The organism is Streptomyces luteoverticillatus (assembly GCF_003970715.1).
GTDB classification, from domain to species: Bacteria; Actinomycetota; Actinomycetes; order Streptomycetales; family Streptomycetaceae; genus Streptomyces; species Streptomyces abikoensis.
The window spans coordinates 1026091-1041570 of record NZ_CP034587.1 but is presented as its reverse complement, the minus strand read 5'-3'; the positions used below and the strand labels follow the sequence as shown (position 1 = coordinate 1041570).

Here is a 15480-nt window from a genome sequence, read left to right as displayed (position 1 = left end):
CGCATTCTTGTTACGTAGCTCTTCCGGTCAGCGCTCTTCCGGTCAGCCCCGGGCGATCGCCGGGGCGGGGGCCGTGCCGCCGAGGTGGGCGGGGATCCACCAGCTGTCGCCGGGGCCCTCCGCACGGACCGGGTAGGCGCGCTGGGCGGCCTCCAGGAGGTCCTGGACCCGGGCGCGGACGCGCTCGGTGACCTGCTCGGCGGGCTCCGCCGGATCAGCGGCCACGGGCTCGCCCACCCGGATGGTCACCGGGATGTGGTTGCGGCCCAGATCGCGTTTGTGGCCCTTGGTCCACAGCCGCTGGGTGCCCCACAGCGCCATCGGCACCAGCGGCACCCCGGCCTCCTGCGCCAGCCGGGCCGCGCCGGACTTGAAGTTCTTCAGCGTGAAGGAGGTGGAGATCGTGGCCTCGGGGAAGACGCCGATGACCTCGCCCGACCGCAGGGCGGAGAGCGCGTGCTTGTAGGCGTCCATGCCCGCCGAACGATCGACGGGTATGTGCTTCATCGCCCGCATCAGCGGCCCGGAGACCTTGTGCCGGAAGACGGACTCCTTGGCCATGAAGCGCACCAGCCGCTTGGCGGGCCGGGCGGTCAGCCCGGCGAAGACGAAGTCGAGGTAGCCGATGTGGTTGCTCACCAGGACCGCCCCGCCGTGTGCCGGGACGTGCTCGCTGCCCTGGATGTCGAAGCGCAGGTCGAGCGCCTTGAACATGGTGCGGGCGATACCGATCACCGGGGGGTAGACGAGCTCTGCCATATCGGGAAGATCCTTCCGGCCTGGGGAGGGTGCTCCCGGCTGAAACGCTGATGTGCTGAAGCCCCTAAGTTACGCGAACGTAGGGACGTGGCCCGTCGCCGACTATCTGCCAGATCGTGCCCGAATGCCCGCCAAGGGGCCAGCCGGGCGGCCCGAGGGCCCACGAGATCCTCGTCACGTCGGGAAATTTCCGCGTGGGCGATGATGCTGCAAGCAGCGACCGGAGGTCGACACCGGTTACGGAACCGGTTACGGACGAGGGAGGGTGAGCGTGCCCGTAGGGGACGAGCGGGAAGGCGTACCGGAGCGGCTGAGCGCCGCCGGGATCGGGGTGGCGGAGCTGGGGGAGCGGGCCACGCTCGTCCAGTTCTCCAGTGCCTTCTGTCAGCCGTGTCGCGCGACCCGGCGCGTCCTCGCGGACGTCGCGGCCATGGTCGACGGCGTCGCCTACGTCGAGGTCGACGCGGAGGCGCGGCTGGAGCTCGTCCGCGCGCTGGGCGTCACCGCCACCCCGACCACGCTCGTCCTGGACGGCGCGGGGCGCGTCGTGCGGCGCGCCACCGGGCAGCCGAGACGGGCCGATGTCATCGCGGCGCTGGGCGCGGCGGTCTGACGCGCCGTGCACCGTTTCGTCGTGCACCGTTTCGTCGTGCCCCGCTTCGTCCACCTCGGCTTCGTCCACCTCGGCAGAAGGGCAACCTCATGACGGCCTCCCCCGGACTCGACGCCGCCGATCCGGCCGGTCCCGAGCTGCTGCGCTCGGTGTTCCGCCGGCACGCGGCCGGCGTGGCGGTGATCACCGCCCAGGGCGCCCGCCCGGTCGGCTTCACCGCCACCTCCCTGACCTCGGTGGCGGCGACGCCCCCGCTCGTCTCCTTCGGCGTGGGTACGGGCTCCTCCAGCTGGCCCGTGCTGGCGGAGGCCGAGCACGTCGGCGTCCACATACTCGGCGAGCACCAGCGGGAGCTGGCCGCCACCTTCGCGCGCAGCGGCGCCGAACGGTTCGGCGCGGCCACGGGCTGGCGGGCCGGCCCGCACGGGGTGCCGTTGCTGGAGGACGTCCTGGCCTGGATGGTCTGCCGCGTCGTGGCCCGGGTGCCCGCCGGGGACCACCGTCTGGTGCTCGCCGAGGCGGTCGCCGGCGACCCCACGGGCACGGGCCGGCCACTGCTGTACCACCAGGGACGCTTCAACGGTTTGCGCGACTGAGGAGTCCCTTCTCCGCGCGTTGGGCAGATCACAGTCGACCGGCCTTGCGTTCGGTGAACAGCCTCGATGTACTGACGAGTAACATTCCGGTCGAGGGCGGGTGCCGTACCGACCGGGGTCCGCCCCACCAGGCGCCTATGCTGCCTGCCAAGGCAGCTTTGATAGAGACGATGCAGTAGGAGAGCCGGCGTGAGCTTGAGGATCGTTGTCACTGTGAAGTACGTGCCCGACGCCACCGGCGACCGGCACTTCGCCGAAGACCTGACCGTCGACCGCGACGACGTGGACGGTCTGCTCTCGGAGCTCGACGAGTACGCGGTCGAGCAGGCGCTGCAGATCAAGGAAGCGGCCGACGGCGACGCGGAGATCACCGTCCTGACCGTCGGTCCGGAGGACGCCAAGGACGCCCTCCGCAAGGCGCTGTCCATGGGCGCGGACAAGGCCGTCCACGTCGAGGACGACGACCTCCACGGCACCGACGCGCTGGGCACCTCGCTGGTGCTGGCCAAGGCCCTGGAGCACGTCGGCTACGACCTGGTGGTCTCCGGCATGGCCTCCACCGACGGCGGCATGGGCGTCGTCCCGGCGATGCTCGCCGAGCGCCTGGGCGTGCCGCAGGTGACCCTGCTCTCCGAGGTGGCCGTCGAGGGCGGCAAGGTGACCGGCCGCCGCGACGGCGACGCCGCGAGCGAGCGACTGGAGGCGTCCCTCCCGGCCGTCGTGTCCGTCACGGACCAGTCCGGCGAGGCCCGCTACCCGTCCTTCAAGGGCATCATGGCCGCCAAGAAGAAGCCGGTGGAGTCCCTGGACCTCTCCGACCTGGGCCTCGAGGCCGACGAGGTCGGCCTCGAGGGCGCCTGGACCAAGGTCGACGAGGCCACGGAGCGCCCGGCCCGCACGGCCGGCACGATCGTCAAGGACGAGGGCGAGGGCGGCAAGCAGCTCGCCGAGTTCCTCGCGGGCCAGAAGTTCGTCTGAGCCCGAACGCCCACCCCTCCCTTCGTACTTGCAGGAGAGCAACACCATGGCTGAAGTTCTCGTCTACGTCGACCACGTGGACGGCGCCGTCCGCAAGCCCACCCTCGAACTGCTGACCCTGGCCCGCCGCATCGGCGAGCCCGTCGCCGTGCACCTGGGCGCCGGCGCGGACACCGCCGCCGCGACGCTCGCCGAGTACGGCGCGGTCAAGGTCCTCACCGCCGACGCCCCCGAGTTCGCCGACTACCTCGTCGTACCGAAGGTGGACGCGCTCGAGGCCGCGTTCAAGGCCGTCTCCCCGGCCGCCGTGCTCGTCCCGTCCTCCGCCGAGGGCAAGGAGATCGCGGCCCGCCTGGCCGTCCGCATCGGCTCCGGCATCATCACCGACGCCGTCGACCTGGAGGCCGGCGACGAGGGCCCGGTGGCCACGCAGTCCGTCTTCGCGGCCTCGTACTCCACCAAGTCCCGCGTCACCAAGGGCACCCCGGTCATCACCGTCAAGCCCAACTCCGCCGCCCCGGAGGCCGCCCCGGCCGCCGGTACGGTCGAGCAGCTGGCCGTCTCCTTCGGCGAGCAGGCCACCGGCACCAAGGTCGTCTCCCGCACCCCGCGCGAGTCCACCGGCCGCCCCGAGCTGACCGAGGCCGCGATCGTGGTCTCCGGCGGCCGCGGCGTCAACGGCGCCGAGAACTTCACCATCGTCGAGGCCCTCGCCGACTCCCTCGGCGCGGCGGTCGGCGCCTCCCGCGCCGCGGTCGACGCCGGCTGGTACCCGCACACCAACCAGGTCGGCCAGACCGGCAAGTCCGTCTCGCCGCAGCTCTACATCGCGGCGGGCATCTCCGGCGCCATCCAGCACCGCGCCGGCATGCAGACCTCGAAGACGATCGTCGCCATCAACAAGGACGCCGAGGCCCCGATCTTCGAGCTCGTCGACTACGGCGTCGTGGGCGACCTCTTCGAGGTCGTCCCGCAGCTGACGGAGGAGATCAAGACCCGCAAGGGTTGATCCGTCCCCCAACGGTTCCGGTAACGACCGAGCCCCCGCTCCCGGCTTTCGCCGGGGCGGGGGCTTTTTCGCGCGCGAGTACGGCGGACGCACGGAAGCCTCGTCGAGCAACCGCTTCGACGAGGCTTCCGTGCCTATGAGGTTGTGGTCAATTCCCTACCGCTGTCACGACCAGGGCTGGTCCGGGAGTTCGTCCACATGTTTCCGGACCGCATCGTGCACAGCCTGCATCACGGTCACGAGCTGGTCACGGGAGAGCGCGTCCGTCTTGAAGGACTCCCACGCCGTCTCCAGCCGCTCGTGCTGTTCCAACAGCACCTCCAGGAGATCCAGCAGATCTCCTTCCGAGTGGGAAGGCGACTTGGTGCCGACCGCTGAGAACCACCAGGTGATGCGGACGTCGTACGTGATGATCCGTCCGGCGAGCTCCCTGCACCGGTAGTCCATGGGGCGTGGCCGGGTGAGGAGCTCGACCATCATCTGGGTGAACGAGAGATGCTCGATCATCACTGCCTATCGCTCTTCGGGAAATTATTCCTGATCCAGGGGACCACAGCCCTACCTGTGGGCGGCCCTTCTCCACCGCCGGCGTCGATGACCCTGCTGCAGTAGTTGACGCAGTTGTTGGTCAACGCCTCGTACGCGCCTTGCCCCTTGCTGCCCCGGTGGGCCTTCTTGGCATAGGAGATCGCGGCCTCCGGTTCCGGCAGATCGAATTCCACCGAACCCCGATATGTCCCCAAGTCCGCCCTGGAGTGCGGCATCGGCTTGAGGATCCCGTCGGCATCTATCGCATGGGTGTTGAACGACTCCCCGGACGCCGTCCGGATCTCCACCGTGTAGTGGGCGCTGCCCTTGATCTCGTACTTGCTCACCGTCGCGGTCCCGCAGTTGTGCACGAGGACCGACGCGTCCCCGGCCACCACATAGTACGTGTGCAGTCCGTCGACCGTGAGGTCGTACGTCACCGCGTCCGCGTGGTACAGCCGGACCGCCGTGACCTCGACGTCGCCCGTCTCCGTCTGGAGAAGGTCGCCCTCGTGGAGATCCTTCGCCTCGACGAAAGACGACTGCGTCCGGTCGTAGAACGGGTGGTGGTACGTGGTGGTGATGGTCGACGCCGAGGGCGTCGACGCGGTGGCAGCGGTCGGGGCCAGCACCGCCGCGGCGGTGGCCACGGCGGCGACGCCGGCGGCGGCCTTCTTCAGGACACGGGATCCCAGGCCGCCGGCCTTGGCGGCCGGGGCGACCGTGACGTCCACGAAGTCGCGGTCGGTAGTGGTGACGATGACCTTGTCGACCTTGTGGGTCTCCGTGGCGCCGGGCTTGCCCGGCACTGCGTTCCTGACCTCGTCGCCGGCCTTGACCTCGTCGATCCGCTTGGACGAGCCGTCGGCCATGGCCACCCGGGTCTCGCCGGTGAAGCTGTGCGGCTGATTCACCGGGCAGGCCGGCTCCGTCGGCTCCGCCTCGCCGCGACCGGCGCTGATCCGGCCCTTGACGCGGGCGGCCGCGCCGAAGCCCGCCGCGCCGGCGCCTCCGATGAGCGCGCCCATCGCCGCACCGCCGGCCGCCGCCTTGCCCGCTCCGGACCACGAGCAACCCGCGCCGCTGCGCGAGCAGCTGATGCCGTAGTCGGCCGCGCCGACCGCCCCACCCGATATGCCGCCGATGGCGGCACCTTCGAGGGTGCTGGAGACGATCTTCGGCAGGACGTGGCCGAGCGCGGACTCGGCGAGCTTGCCGCCGAGCGCGCCGCCCAGCGCACCACCGATCGCGCCACCGACGGCACCGATGCCCACCGCGCCGGCGAACGCGCCGACCGAGCAGCCGCCGGCCTGGCCGGACATGCACTTCGCGCCCTGGCTGATCGCACCGCCGACCGCGCCGGCCAGCGCGCCGCAGCCCGCCGCGCCGACGACCGCGCCGACACCGCCCGTGGCGGCGCCGAGAGCGGCCTCACAGCCGACGAAGACGGCGGCCGAGGCGACGAACGAGGCAATGGTCGCGGCGTGGTTCTTGACGTAGACCGCGGCCGTATTCACCGCCTTGGCTGCCGCGTGGTACGTGGTCTTCACCGCTTGGACGGTGTGGTGGTACGCGTGACTCACCACGTGTTTCGTCACGTGATAGGCGTGACTCGCGGTGCGTCTGACGTACCGGTAGCCGTCATGGACCGCCCGGCTGACCCGGGAGACCTGCCGGTGCACATAGCGCGAGGCCGAATGGTACGTGTGCTTCACGTACGACGACGCACGGTGGTAGGAGCTGGAGGCCCAGCTGGAGGCGTGCTCATAGGCGCTGGTCGCCCAGGACGACACGGTGCTGACGGCGCTGCTCGTCCAGGACGAGACGCTGTTCCAGCCGCTCGACACCGCGGACGTCGCGCTGTGCCAGCCGCTGGAGACGGACTTCCTGAGGTTGCCCCAGAAGCCGTGACCCGACGGGTCCGTGCCCTTCAGCGGGTTGTCGTCCACGTAGGCGAACGGGTTGGCCGTGACCGAGTTCGGGACCGGGTCGAAGGCCATCGTGTCGCGGTTCATGAACTGACCGGCGGCCGGGTTGTACCAGCGGGCGGCCATGTTGACCTTGCCCGTGGCATTGTCCGTCCAGCCCGACTGGTAGCCGAGGTGGCCGACCGGGGCGCCGGTCGTGCCGGTGGGGTTGCCCAGTGGGTCGTAGGCGGTGGAACCGGACAGCTCCGTGCCCGCGGCCGTGAAGTTGCCGATGACGTCGTCGTGCTGGTCGGTCAGGGCGAGCACGCCGGGGACGGAGCCACCGGGGGTGCCGATGCCGATCAGGCCGTTGTCCGGGGTCCAGGTGTAGGTGTTGCCGCCGTCCGAGGCCAGGGTGTTGCCCGTGCCGGTGTAGGCGAAGGTCGTCTTCGCCCCGCCGGTGCCGGTGTTCGTGACGACCCGGCCGAGGGCATCGGTGACGTACGTCTGGGTGCCCTGCGTGAGCTGCTGGTCGAAGGCGTCGGAGGCGAAGGCGGTCGGCGTGCCGGTGGCCGTCGACTGCTGGGTGAGGGTGCCTCGGGCGCTGTACCGGTAGGTGTTGACTCCGTCGCTGGTCAGCTGGTCGCGGGCGTCGTACGCGTAGACGTTGGAACCGACCCGGACGCGGTTGCCGGAGTCGTCGTAGCCGTACGCGGTCGTGGTGGTGCCGTTGTTCCAGGAGGTGAGGCGGTCGGCCCAGTCATAGGTGTAGGTGTGGTTCGACGGGCCGGCCAGGCCGGTGGTGGCCTTGCTGGTCAGGTTGCCGTTGGTGTCGTAGCCGTAGCCGATGGAGGCGACGGTGTTGCCCGCGGCGGTCTTGAGCGTGTCGCTGGTCAGCCGGTTCAGCTTGTCGTAGCCGAGGCTGCGGACGTTGCCGTCCTTGCCGCCCTGCGTGTACTGGATACGGGTCGGCTTGGAGAGGGCGTTGTACGAGTAGGTGAGCTGTGTGCCGGTGGCCGGGTCGGTCAGGGTGGACAGGCGGCCGGCGTTGTCGTAGCCGTAGCCGGTGGTGCCGGCGGCGTCGGTGCGGCTGGTGACGAGACCGTCGCCGTTGTAGGCGAAGGAGCTGGAGCCGGACGTTCCGGCAGCGGTCAGCAGCAGACCCCGGTCGTTGTAGGTGAAGGTGTTCGATGTCGCGGGGACGGGTGTCCCGGCTATCGCGCTGGTCGCGGCGGAGGTCATACGGCCCTCGGCGTCGTAACCGAAGCTACGGGTCGCCGTGCCGATCTCCGCACCGCTGCCGGACTGCGTGGTCAGGTTGCCCAGCGCGTCGTAGTCGGAGGTGACCTTCACCCCGCCGGGCGCGGTGTGCGTCACAGCGCGGCCCGCCGCGTCGTAGGACGTGGTGAACGTCGAGTCCGCCGCGCTCGTATACGAGTACGCGGTCGTCGACACCGGCGGCTCGATGACCGACTCGGGCAGGTTCCAGGAGTTGAAGGTGTAGTAGCGGGCGTTGCCGCGACCGTCGGTGAACCGGGTGCGGTGTCCGGCCGCGTCGTAGCCGAAGCCGGTCGTGATCGAGTGCGTCGCGTCGACCGGCTGCACCTCACCGGTGACCTGGCCGAGCGCGTCGCGCGTGAAGGTGGTGGTGTGCTGGTTGGCGTCCGTGGACGACAGCAGCTGACCGGCGGCGCTGTAGGTCGCCGACCGCGTGGAGAGCACCGTCTGCTTGTCGGTGTCCAGCGACTGCGTCCGGACCGGGTTGCCCAGCTGATCGTAGGTGACGGTGTTCCATGTGCCGTCGGGCAGGCCGACGGCCGTCTTCTGGCCCTTCAGGTCGTAGGTGTTCTGGGTGGTGTTGCCCGCCGCGTCCGTGACCTGGGTGATCTCGCCGACGCGGTTGTAGCCGTAGCTGGTGGTCACGCCGTTCTGGGTCGTGGTCGACGCCAGGAAGGCGCCGCCCGGGTTCGCCGCCGAGGCCGCGTACGAGTGGGTCGTGGTCGACGTGACCGGGTTGGGGAAGCGCTCCAGGGCCGTCGTGGTGAGCTTGCGGCCCATGAAGTCGTACGTCGCCTGGGCCTGCGCGCCGGACGGTGACGTCACGGACAGCGCGTCGCCGTTGGCGTCGTACACGGTGCGGGTGACGCCCTTGTTGGCGTCCGTCACCTGGACGACGTCGCCGAGCTGGTCGTAGCCGTAGCCGGTGGTGTGCTTCAGCGGGTCGGTGACGAGCGTGACGTTGCCGAGCGCGTCGTACGTCCAGTTGGTCGTGGCACCGGCGATGGGGGTGCCGGCGCCGGGTGGCGTGTAGTCGGGCAGGGTCTGGGCCGTCCTGCGGCCCTCGGCGTCATAGGCCGTGGTGACCGTGTTGCCGTTCGGGTCCTGCGCCTCCGACTGGTCGCCGAAGGTGTTGTAGCCGACCGTGGTGGTCGGGTGCACCAGGGCCGGTGCCCCGCCGTTGATCTCCGCGTTGACCGCGGGGGCGACGGTGACGGTCTGGTGACCGGCCTCGTCGTGGGCGTAGCCGGTGACGTTGCCGTCGGCGTCGGTCATGCTGACCGGCAGACCCCGCTTGTCCAGCTTCCAGCTGGTGGTCGCCTGGCCGCCGGACGCCGTGGTGCCGCCGGAGCGGTCGGCGCCGTAGAGGCGGGTAACCTCGTCGTCGGAGAGGGCGCGCGGGTAGATCTGGACGTTGTCGAGGGCGCCGCCGAACTGGTTGTACAGGCCGCCGCTGGTCGTGTGGACCGCGCCGAAGGTCGTCTGACCGGGGGCGTTCCACGGACTGGGGTTCGTCGCCGTGCCGGCCGGCTGGCCGTTCACGTAGAGCTTCATCGCACCCGTGCCCGAGTCGAACGTCGCGACCAGGTGCGTCCAGGTTCCGGCGGCCGCGCTGCCCGCCGGCGAGAACGCGACCGGGTAGTCGGCGGTGGAGCCGTCGTTGGTGCTGGTGACGAAGGCCCAGGCCTTTGTGCTCGCCCTGTAGTTGAGGTAGAAGGACTGGTGGTCGGTACCGCCCTGGCCGATGAGGGTCTGGCTGTCGGCCGTCTGGCTGTTCAGCTTGACCCAGGTGGAGAGGGAGTACGACGACGCCGTGTTGAGCGCGGGACCGTTGGTGCCGATCACGCTGGTGGTGCCGTTGAACGAGGCCGCTCCGTCGTTCCAGGCGACGTCGGTGGCCACGGCGGTGTTGCCGGTGCCGGAGGCGTCGGTGACGGTGCTGCCGGACGTCTGGTTCAGCGGCCACCAGCCGGTCGGACGGCCGACGCCGTCCTGCCGTATGGAGCGGCTGGTCATGTTGCCCATGGCGTCATAGGTGGAGCTGGTGGTGTGCGTGGTGCCGTTGCCGTCGCTGAGGGTGCTGGTGGCGACCCTGTCGTCCGGCGTGTACGACACGGTGGTCGTGCGGTTGACACCCGTCGGGTCGACGGTGGTCGCGATCACACGGTCGGCCGCGTCGACGGTGGACTTCGTCACCGTGGCGCCGTTGTTGGTCGCCTGCTCGATCAGGTTGCCGGCCGCGTCGTAGGTGTTGGCCTGCTGGACGAAGGTGTTCTTCCCCGACGGGTCGGACCGGGTGATCTTCGCCGTGAGGTCGTTGTCCGTGTAGGTGTACGACGTGGTGTTGCCCATCGCGTCGGTGATGGACGCGAGGCGCCCCGCCGGGTCGTAGGCCCGGGAGGACTGGACGAGGTCCTTGGCCGGCGAGGGGTTGGCCGGGTCGCCCGTGTAACCCTTGAGGGTCTGGGTGAGCAGGTGCCCCTCGGCGTCGTAGGCGAAGGCGAGAGTGTTGCCGAGCGCGTCGCGCTCGGTGGCCTTGTTGCCGTAGGCGTCGTAGGTGAAGGACGTCGTCGACTTCGTCGCGTCGGTGTTCGTCTCCAGCTGGTTGAACTGGTTGTAGGTGGAGGAGACGGTGCGCGACGCGTCACCGCCGGAGAGGTCGGCGACGGTCTGGGAGGTGACCAGTCCGTCCGCGTCGTAGACCGTGGTGCTCCTCGCCTGGTGGACGGCACCGGTGACCCGGTTCGTCACCGCCGGGTCGGTCTGCTCGACGACCTGGGATTCGGCGTCGTACTTGTACTGCGTGACGAGGCCGTTGGGGAAGGTGTCGGAGACGACCTTCTTGCTGACCGGCCGGCCGAGGTTGTCGTAGGTGAAGCCGGTGGCCTGGCCGTTCGGGTCGGTGGTGGAGGCTACGTCACCGTTCTTGAAGTAGGTGATCGTCGTCGTGGCACCGCCCGGGGAGACCGTCTTGTACGGCAGGCCCTTGGGGGCGAATCCGCCGTCGGCCGCCGCGATCGACGTGCCGTCGGTGTACGCGATCGTGGTCGTGCGACCGTTCGGGGAACCCGGCACCACCGGGGTCGTCACACCGGTCTGGTTTCCGGCCGCGTCATAGGAGAACGACGTCAGATACGTGTTGTCCGTCGCGGAGGACGAGCGCCCGTCGCGCACGGTGGCCGGCAGGTCGTTCTGCGGGTTCGGCGTCAGCTGAGCGCTGGTGTCGTCGGGCAGGTAGGACGTGTACGTGGTCGAGCACGCCTGCGCCGCCTGGTTCTGGCAGGTGGTGCGGGCGACCTCGTTGCCCCGGACGTCATGACCGGTGGTGACGACGTTGCCGTTGGGGTCGGTGACCGTGTGCTGGAAGCCGGCCGTGTCATAGCCGTAGGTGGTCTTGTACCCGCGGCCGTCGATCTGCGCGACGGCGCGGTTGCCGTTCCACAGGTCGTACTGGTAGGTGACCGTCCTGGTACCGGGGTCGGTGACCTTGACGACCTTCAGCGGGGACAGCCCGTTGGAGCTGCGCCCGGCGGACCAGTGGGCGGCGGCGTCGCCGCCGCTGAGCTCGGTCCGGTAGAACGCCGCTTCCGCGATCGAGCCGGAGAAGTAGCCGAGCGCGTTGGTGGGCCGGGCGGGCCAGCCGTTGGACTCACCGGCACCGATGTAGTTGTATCCGGCGGTCGAGCCCTTGAGCGCGGCGGTGGTCGAGCCGGTCTGCACGCCGTCGACGTACAGGTGCTGGCCCTTGCCTGAGCCGGTCAGCAGGGTGTGGTGCCACTTGCCGTCGTTCACGAGCGCGGACGAGACCATGCCGCCGGCCACGCCGTTGGTGTCCCAGAACTTGCCGTGGACCTTGCCGTCGGTGCCGACGTACAGCGCGGGCGTCCAGTCGTTGGCGGTCGGGTTGGGCCCGTTCACGGCCGCACCCGACTGGCTGAAGAGCACACCGCCGGACGTGCTGCCGGGCGGGGTCTTGAACCACATCTCGACGGAGTTCGGCCCGGTCTGCACCTGCTGGCTCGCGGGGAGCTGGACGAACGAGGACGAACCGTTGAAGGCCGCCCCGGTCGTGTCGGCGAAGGGACCCTCCGAGCCGAGCGTGGCATTGGCGTACGTCGCCGCGCCGGAGTTCACCTCGTTGACCGCCTGGCCCGCGCCGGCCGAGTCGCCGAGCCGGTAGTAGGCGGCGGGGGCGGTTCCGAGCACCGACGCGCGGTAGACCTCGCTGGAGCCCTGCACCGTGGGAGTGCCCATGGCCCAGGTGCCGCCGTTGGAGTCGGTCAGTCGCGTGACGTCGGCGGTGACCGGGTCGTAGGAGACCGAGGCGAAGGTCTTGCCGGAGGGACGCGTGACCGAGCTCAGCAGGCCGGCGGGCTTGGAGGCGGCCCGGTACAGGTCGCTGACCTCGGGCTGGCCCAGCGGCTTGCCGTAGTAGGAGACGTTGGAGAGGGAGCCCTTGAAATAGCTGCCGTAGAACGTCGTCGAGTTGGGGTGCGGCTGGTCGGGCCAGGTGTAGCCCAGGTAGCCGGTGCCCAGGTAGGCGTTGCGGTACAGCCAGGGCATGGCGCTGCCGTTGGGGTTCGTGGACTGGTAGCCGGGGGCGGTGCCCACCTTGCTGCCGTCCAGCCACATGGTCTGCGCGGTCCAGGAGCCGGCGAGCACGACGTGGTGCCACTTGCCGTCGGCGACCGAACCGGCGGTGCTGATGGGCTTGGTCTGCGTGTCGTACCAGAACAGGCCGTTGAGCCTGCCGGAGCTGCCGACGTACAGCGCGGGCATGAAGTTGCCCTTGGTGGCCGTGTCCTTGACCGGCATGTCGGAGTACGAGAAGAGCACCCCGGGCGTGGTCGAGGAGGTCTTGAACCACAGCGAGATCGACTGGGACGACGACGCGTACAGGCCCAGGTTCGGCAGTTTCACCGACGAGGACGTGCCGTTGAAGTCGGCTGCGGTCATGCCGCTGCCGGCCAGCGGGCCCGGCTGGCCGAGCGTGACGTTGCTGTAGGCGGCGTTGTCACCACCGGCGCGGGCGAGGACGGCGCTGGCGGCCGTGGTCCCGGAGCCCTCGGCGAGCGGCCAGTACGACGTGGGGCCCTGGTCGAGCACCTGGTTGTGGTACTGGGAACCGGAGGTGTAGCCGTAGCGGGCGCAGCCGGTGGTGTCCACCGGTGAGCAGACCTGGTTGAGCTGGTCGCCGGTGTAGGAGTACGTCCAGGTGGACGCGGTCGACGGCTGGCCTGCGGTCGCCGGGTCGGTGGCCACGGTCGCCACGTGCGCCGCGGTGGCACCGGACGGCGTGGACCAGGTCAGGTAGAGGGACCGGCCGGAGACGGCCGAGGTCATCGTTGTGACGTGGCCCGAGGACCAGGTGAGTTTCGTGGTGCGGCCGTTGGCGTCCGTGATCGACGTCAGACCGTACGCGCCCGAGCCGAGGGACTGGGTGAAGGAGTAGACCGTGGCGCTCTTGTCGGTCAGCGTGTAGCCGCCGCCGGAGACGGGCGCGAAGGTGGCGAAACGTCCCTGCGGAGGAGTGAAGGAGCCGTCCGGGTTCTTGCCGTAGCCGACGGCGGAGCCGTCGGGGTAGGTCACCTGGACGCTGGTGACGGCGCCGGAGGCGTCGTACTGCTCGGCGGCCTTGGCGTCGAACACGCTCGACCAGCCCGCGCCGAAGGCACCGGTGACCCGGGGGTCACGGGAGTTGTAGTCGCGGGTGACCGTCAGGGACGGGCCCGGCGTCGACACGTTCGCGTCGGTGGCCGAGGTGGTGTAGTTGCCGATCGCCGGGCTGTAGCCGTGGCCGTCCGTGTTCTGGGACAGGCTGGAGGTCACTGTCGGCTGTGGCACCTGCGTGGTCATCAGTTGCCAGTTCGGGCCGGCCGAGTAGTTGGTGCCGTCGAACGCCTGCACCTCCCAGTAGTACGGCTTACCCCACTTCAGCTTGCCCGCCGGCACGTTGTAGGAGCTGGAGCCGATCAGGCCCGAGTCGGCGAGCTTGTTGCCGTCGGTGTCGTAGACCTGGAAGTCGAACTTCGGCACGGTGCCGAGGTTGGAGTCCGAGGAGGCGGCGGCTGCCAGCTGGGGGGTGAGGGTGTTCACCGGGGCGTTGTTCGCCGGTGACGTGGAGACCACCTGAGGCAGTGTGGCGCCGGTGTAGGTGAGCTTCAGGGAAGGGTAGGCGTCGATGTTGTTCATCGACCCGAACTGCTTCCAGTGCAGGGTGTCCGAGGTGGACGCGTACACCGCCAGACCGTAGTCGTTGGTGGTCCCGGCGGCCGAGGCCCAGTTGTTGAAGACGCCCGTCGACAGCGGCACCGTCAGCCTGTCGCCCTTGGCCATGTCGCCCTTGGTGTTGGCGCAGCTGTTGGGGACGTTCGGCGTCAGGTTGCCGATCGAGGAACCGTACGACGGGCCCGGCCAGCTGGTGACCTGCTGGGGTGCCCACGCCTTGGTGACCGGCGCGACGTCGAAGCGCTGCGGGGTGCATGTGGAGGACCAGATGGCGAACAGGCTCAGTTCGGCGGCCGAGACCGTCGCCCGGGAGTTGTCCAGGCCCAGGTTGGGGAACTGGAGGTAGGACACCGCGGAGTGCGGGCCCGAGTCGTAGGAGCCGACCTTCATGGTCAGCTCCATCGAGTGGTCGCCAGGCTCGCCGGACTCCGCGTAGGTGGTGATGGCGTTCTCGTTGTTGACCGACGGGTCGACCACGACGGGGAAGACGCGCTCCTTGGCGCGCAGCCAGGACGCGTCGAGGGTCATGCGCAGTGCCGTCCTGCCGCCGGATTCCACCAGACGGTAGGTGACGGCGTGGGTGGTGGCGTGGTCGCCGGAGACGCGGTCGACGCGAGAGTCGTAGGCGTAGGCGGGCGGGATCACCACCGAGGCCTTGCCGGAGCCGTCCAGCAGCCGGACGGAGCCGTCCTCGGCCAGGTCGGGCCGTAGGCCCTGGGTGTCCAGCGGGAACGTCCACTCGTTGCCGGCCTTGGCCGAACGCAGGACCAGCGCCTCCTTCAGGCCGATCCGGCCCGAGCGCAGTTCCAGATCGGTGTCCGGCAGGACGTCGCGGTAGTGCGCGGTGGAGCCGGAGACCTCCGGCTCGACGGCCGCGGCTCCCTGCAGGCCGTAGGCCAGCGCGTGCTTGTCGTCGGGTGCGACGCGGGCCAGTGCCGCGTCCGCGGCGCGCGGCGCGAAGTCGACCGCCATGGAGTTCGCCCCCTGGTGCAGACGCCCGTCGGAGCCCTTGCGCACCGTGGTGTCGATGCGCTGCCAGTCGCCCTTGGAGTCGCGGTAATTGACGGGCGTCGGCGCGAGCTGCCGGGTGAAGGACCCGTCCTCGTTCTCGTAGTAGTCCGAGGTCGCGGTGGACTTCGAGGCGACGCGCTTGCTGGTCTTGGCGTTGAAGCCCAGTCCGCCCGCGCTCGGACCCTTGGCGGCCTTGCGCGCGTAGGGCTCGTAGGCCGGCAGCTCGCCCTTGCCGCGCTGCGGCTCGGCGCCGGCGCCGTGGCCGGCGCGGGTCGAGGCGGCCGACGCGTTGTGACCGCGACCGGCCGCGCTGCCCGACGTCTGCTGGGGTGTGTGGCCCCAGTGCGGGGCCTTACGGCCGGTGAACCAGGAGGTCGGACCGGACAGGCCGGGCTGGGGCAGCGGCTCGAGCCGCGCTCCCATGGCCACGGCCTGTTCACAGGTCAGAACCATGGCGAGGACCGCGAGGAGGGCCATCGCCGCGGCGCGTAGGAGGCCTGGGTGTCTATGTCTCCACCGGCCTGGCCGGTGGAGAGTTCGGGGACGCACGAAAACGACTCCATTGAAGAAGAT

General features: G+C 70.0%; 7 protein-coding genes. 4 read left to right on the top strand and 3 right to left on the bottom strand.

The window, feature by feature from the left end; all coding sequences use genetic code 11:
• Positions 1 to 42: 42 nt before the first annotated feature.
• Positions 43 to 759 (bottom strand): lysophospholipid acyltransferase family protein, encoded by a 717-nt coding sequence (locus tag EKH77_RS04245; RefSeq protein WP_126913093.1) that lies wholly within the window; start codon positions 757 to 759, stop codon positions 43 to 45.
• 271 nt (positions 760 to 1030) lie between these two features.
• Between EKH77_RS04245 and EKH77_RS04240 the strand changes: the two genes are divergently transcribed.
• The 4 genes from EKH77_RS04240 to EKH77_RS04225 all read left to right on the top strand — a co-directional run bounded on the left by EKH77_RS04240 (position 1031) and on the right by EKH77_RS04225 (position 3955).
• On the top strand, positions 1031 to 1372 hold the full coding sequence (locus EKH77_RS04240; protein ID WP_229820083.1) for a TlpA family protein disulfide reductase: 342 nt from the start codon (positions 1031 to 1033) through the stop codon (positions 1370 to 1372).
• A gap of 89 nt (positions 1373 to 1461) precedes the next feature.
• Positions 1462 to 1968, top strand: coding sequence for a flavin reductase family protein (locus tag EKH77_RS04235; protein WP_126913091.1), 507 nt, complete (start codon positions 1462 to 1464; stop codon positions 1966 to 1968).
• 189 nt (positions 1969 to 2157) lie between these two features.
• Entirely contained in the window at positions 2158 to 2946 is a 789-nt protein-coding gene (locus EKH77_RS04230) for an electron transfer flavoprotein subunit beta/FixA family protein (protein WP_126913090.1), read from the top strand.
• Positions 2947 to 2992: 46 nt separating this feature from the next.
• Entirely contained in the window at positions 2993 to 3955 is a 963-nt protein-coding gene (locus EKH77_RS04225; protein ID WP_126913089.1) for an electron transfer flavoprotein subunit alpha/FixB family protein, read from the top strand.
• Positions 3956 to 4120: 165 nt separating this feature from the next.
• Here the strand turns inward: EKH77_RS04225 and EKH77_RS04220 are convergent, their stop codons facing one another.
• On the bottom strand, positions 4121 to 4462 hold the full coding sequence (locus EKH77_RS04220) for a hypothetical protein (RefSeq protein WP_126913088.1): 342 nt from the start codon (positions 4460 to 4462) through the stop codon (positions 4121 to 4123).
• Positions 4462 to 15384, bottom strand: a complete 10923-nt coding sequence (locus EKH77_RS04215) for a LamG-like jellyroll fold domain-containing protein (protein ID WP_126913087.1) — start codon at positions 15382 to 15384, stop codon at positions 4462 to 4464. Before EKH77_RS04215 ends, EKH77_RS04220 begins: the two co-directional genes overlap by 1 nt.
• Positions 15385 to 15480: the final 96 nt, after the last annotated feature.

Bases quoted from the DNA above. Each gene is read 5' to 3' on its own strand.
- EKH77_RS04245 (WP_126913093.1), bottom strand. From the start codon at position 759: ATGGCAGAGCTCGTCTACCCCCCGGTGATCGGTATCGCCCGCACCATG.
- EKH77_RS04235 (WP_126913091.1), top strand. From the start codon at position 1,462: ATGACGGCCTCCCCCGGACTCGACGCCGCCGATCCGGCCGGTCCCGAG.
- EKH77_RS04225 (WP_126913089.1), top strand. From the start codon at position 2,993: ATGGCTGAAGTTCTCGTCTACGTCGACCACGTGGACGGCGCCGTCCGC.
- EKH77_RS04220 (WP_126913088.1), bottom strand. From the start codon at position 4,462: ATGATCGAGCATCTCTCGTTCACCCAGATGATGGTCGAGCTCCTCACC.
- EKH77_RS04215 (WP_126913087.1), bottom strand. From the start codon at position 15,384: ATGGCCCTCCTCGCGGTCCTCGCCATGGTTCTGACCTGTGAACAGGCC.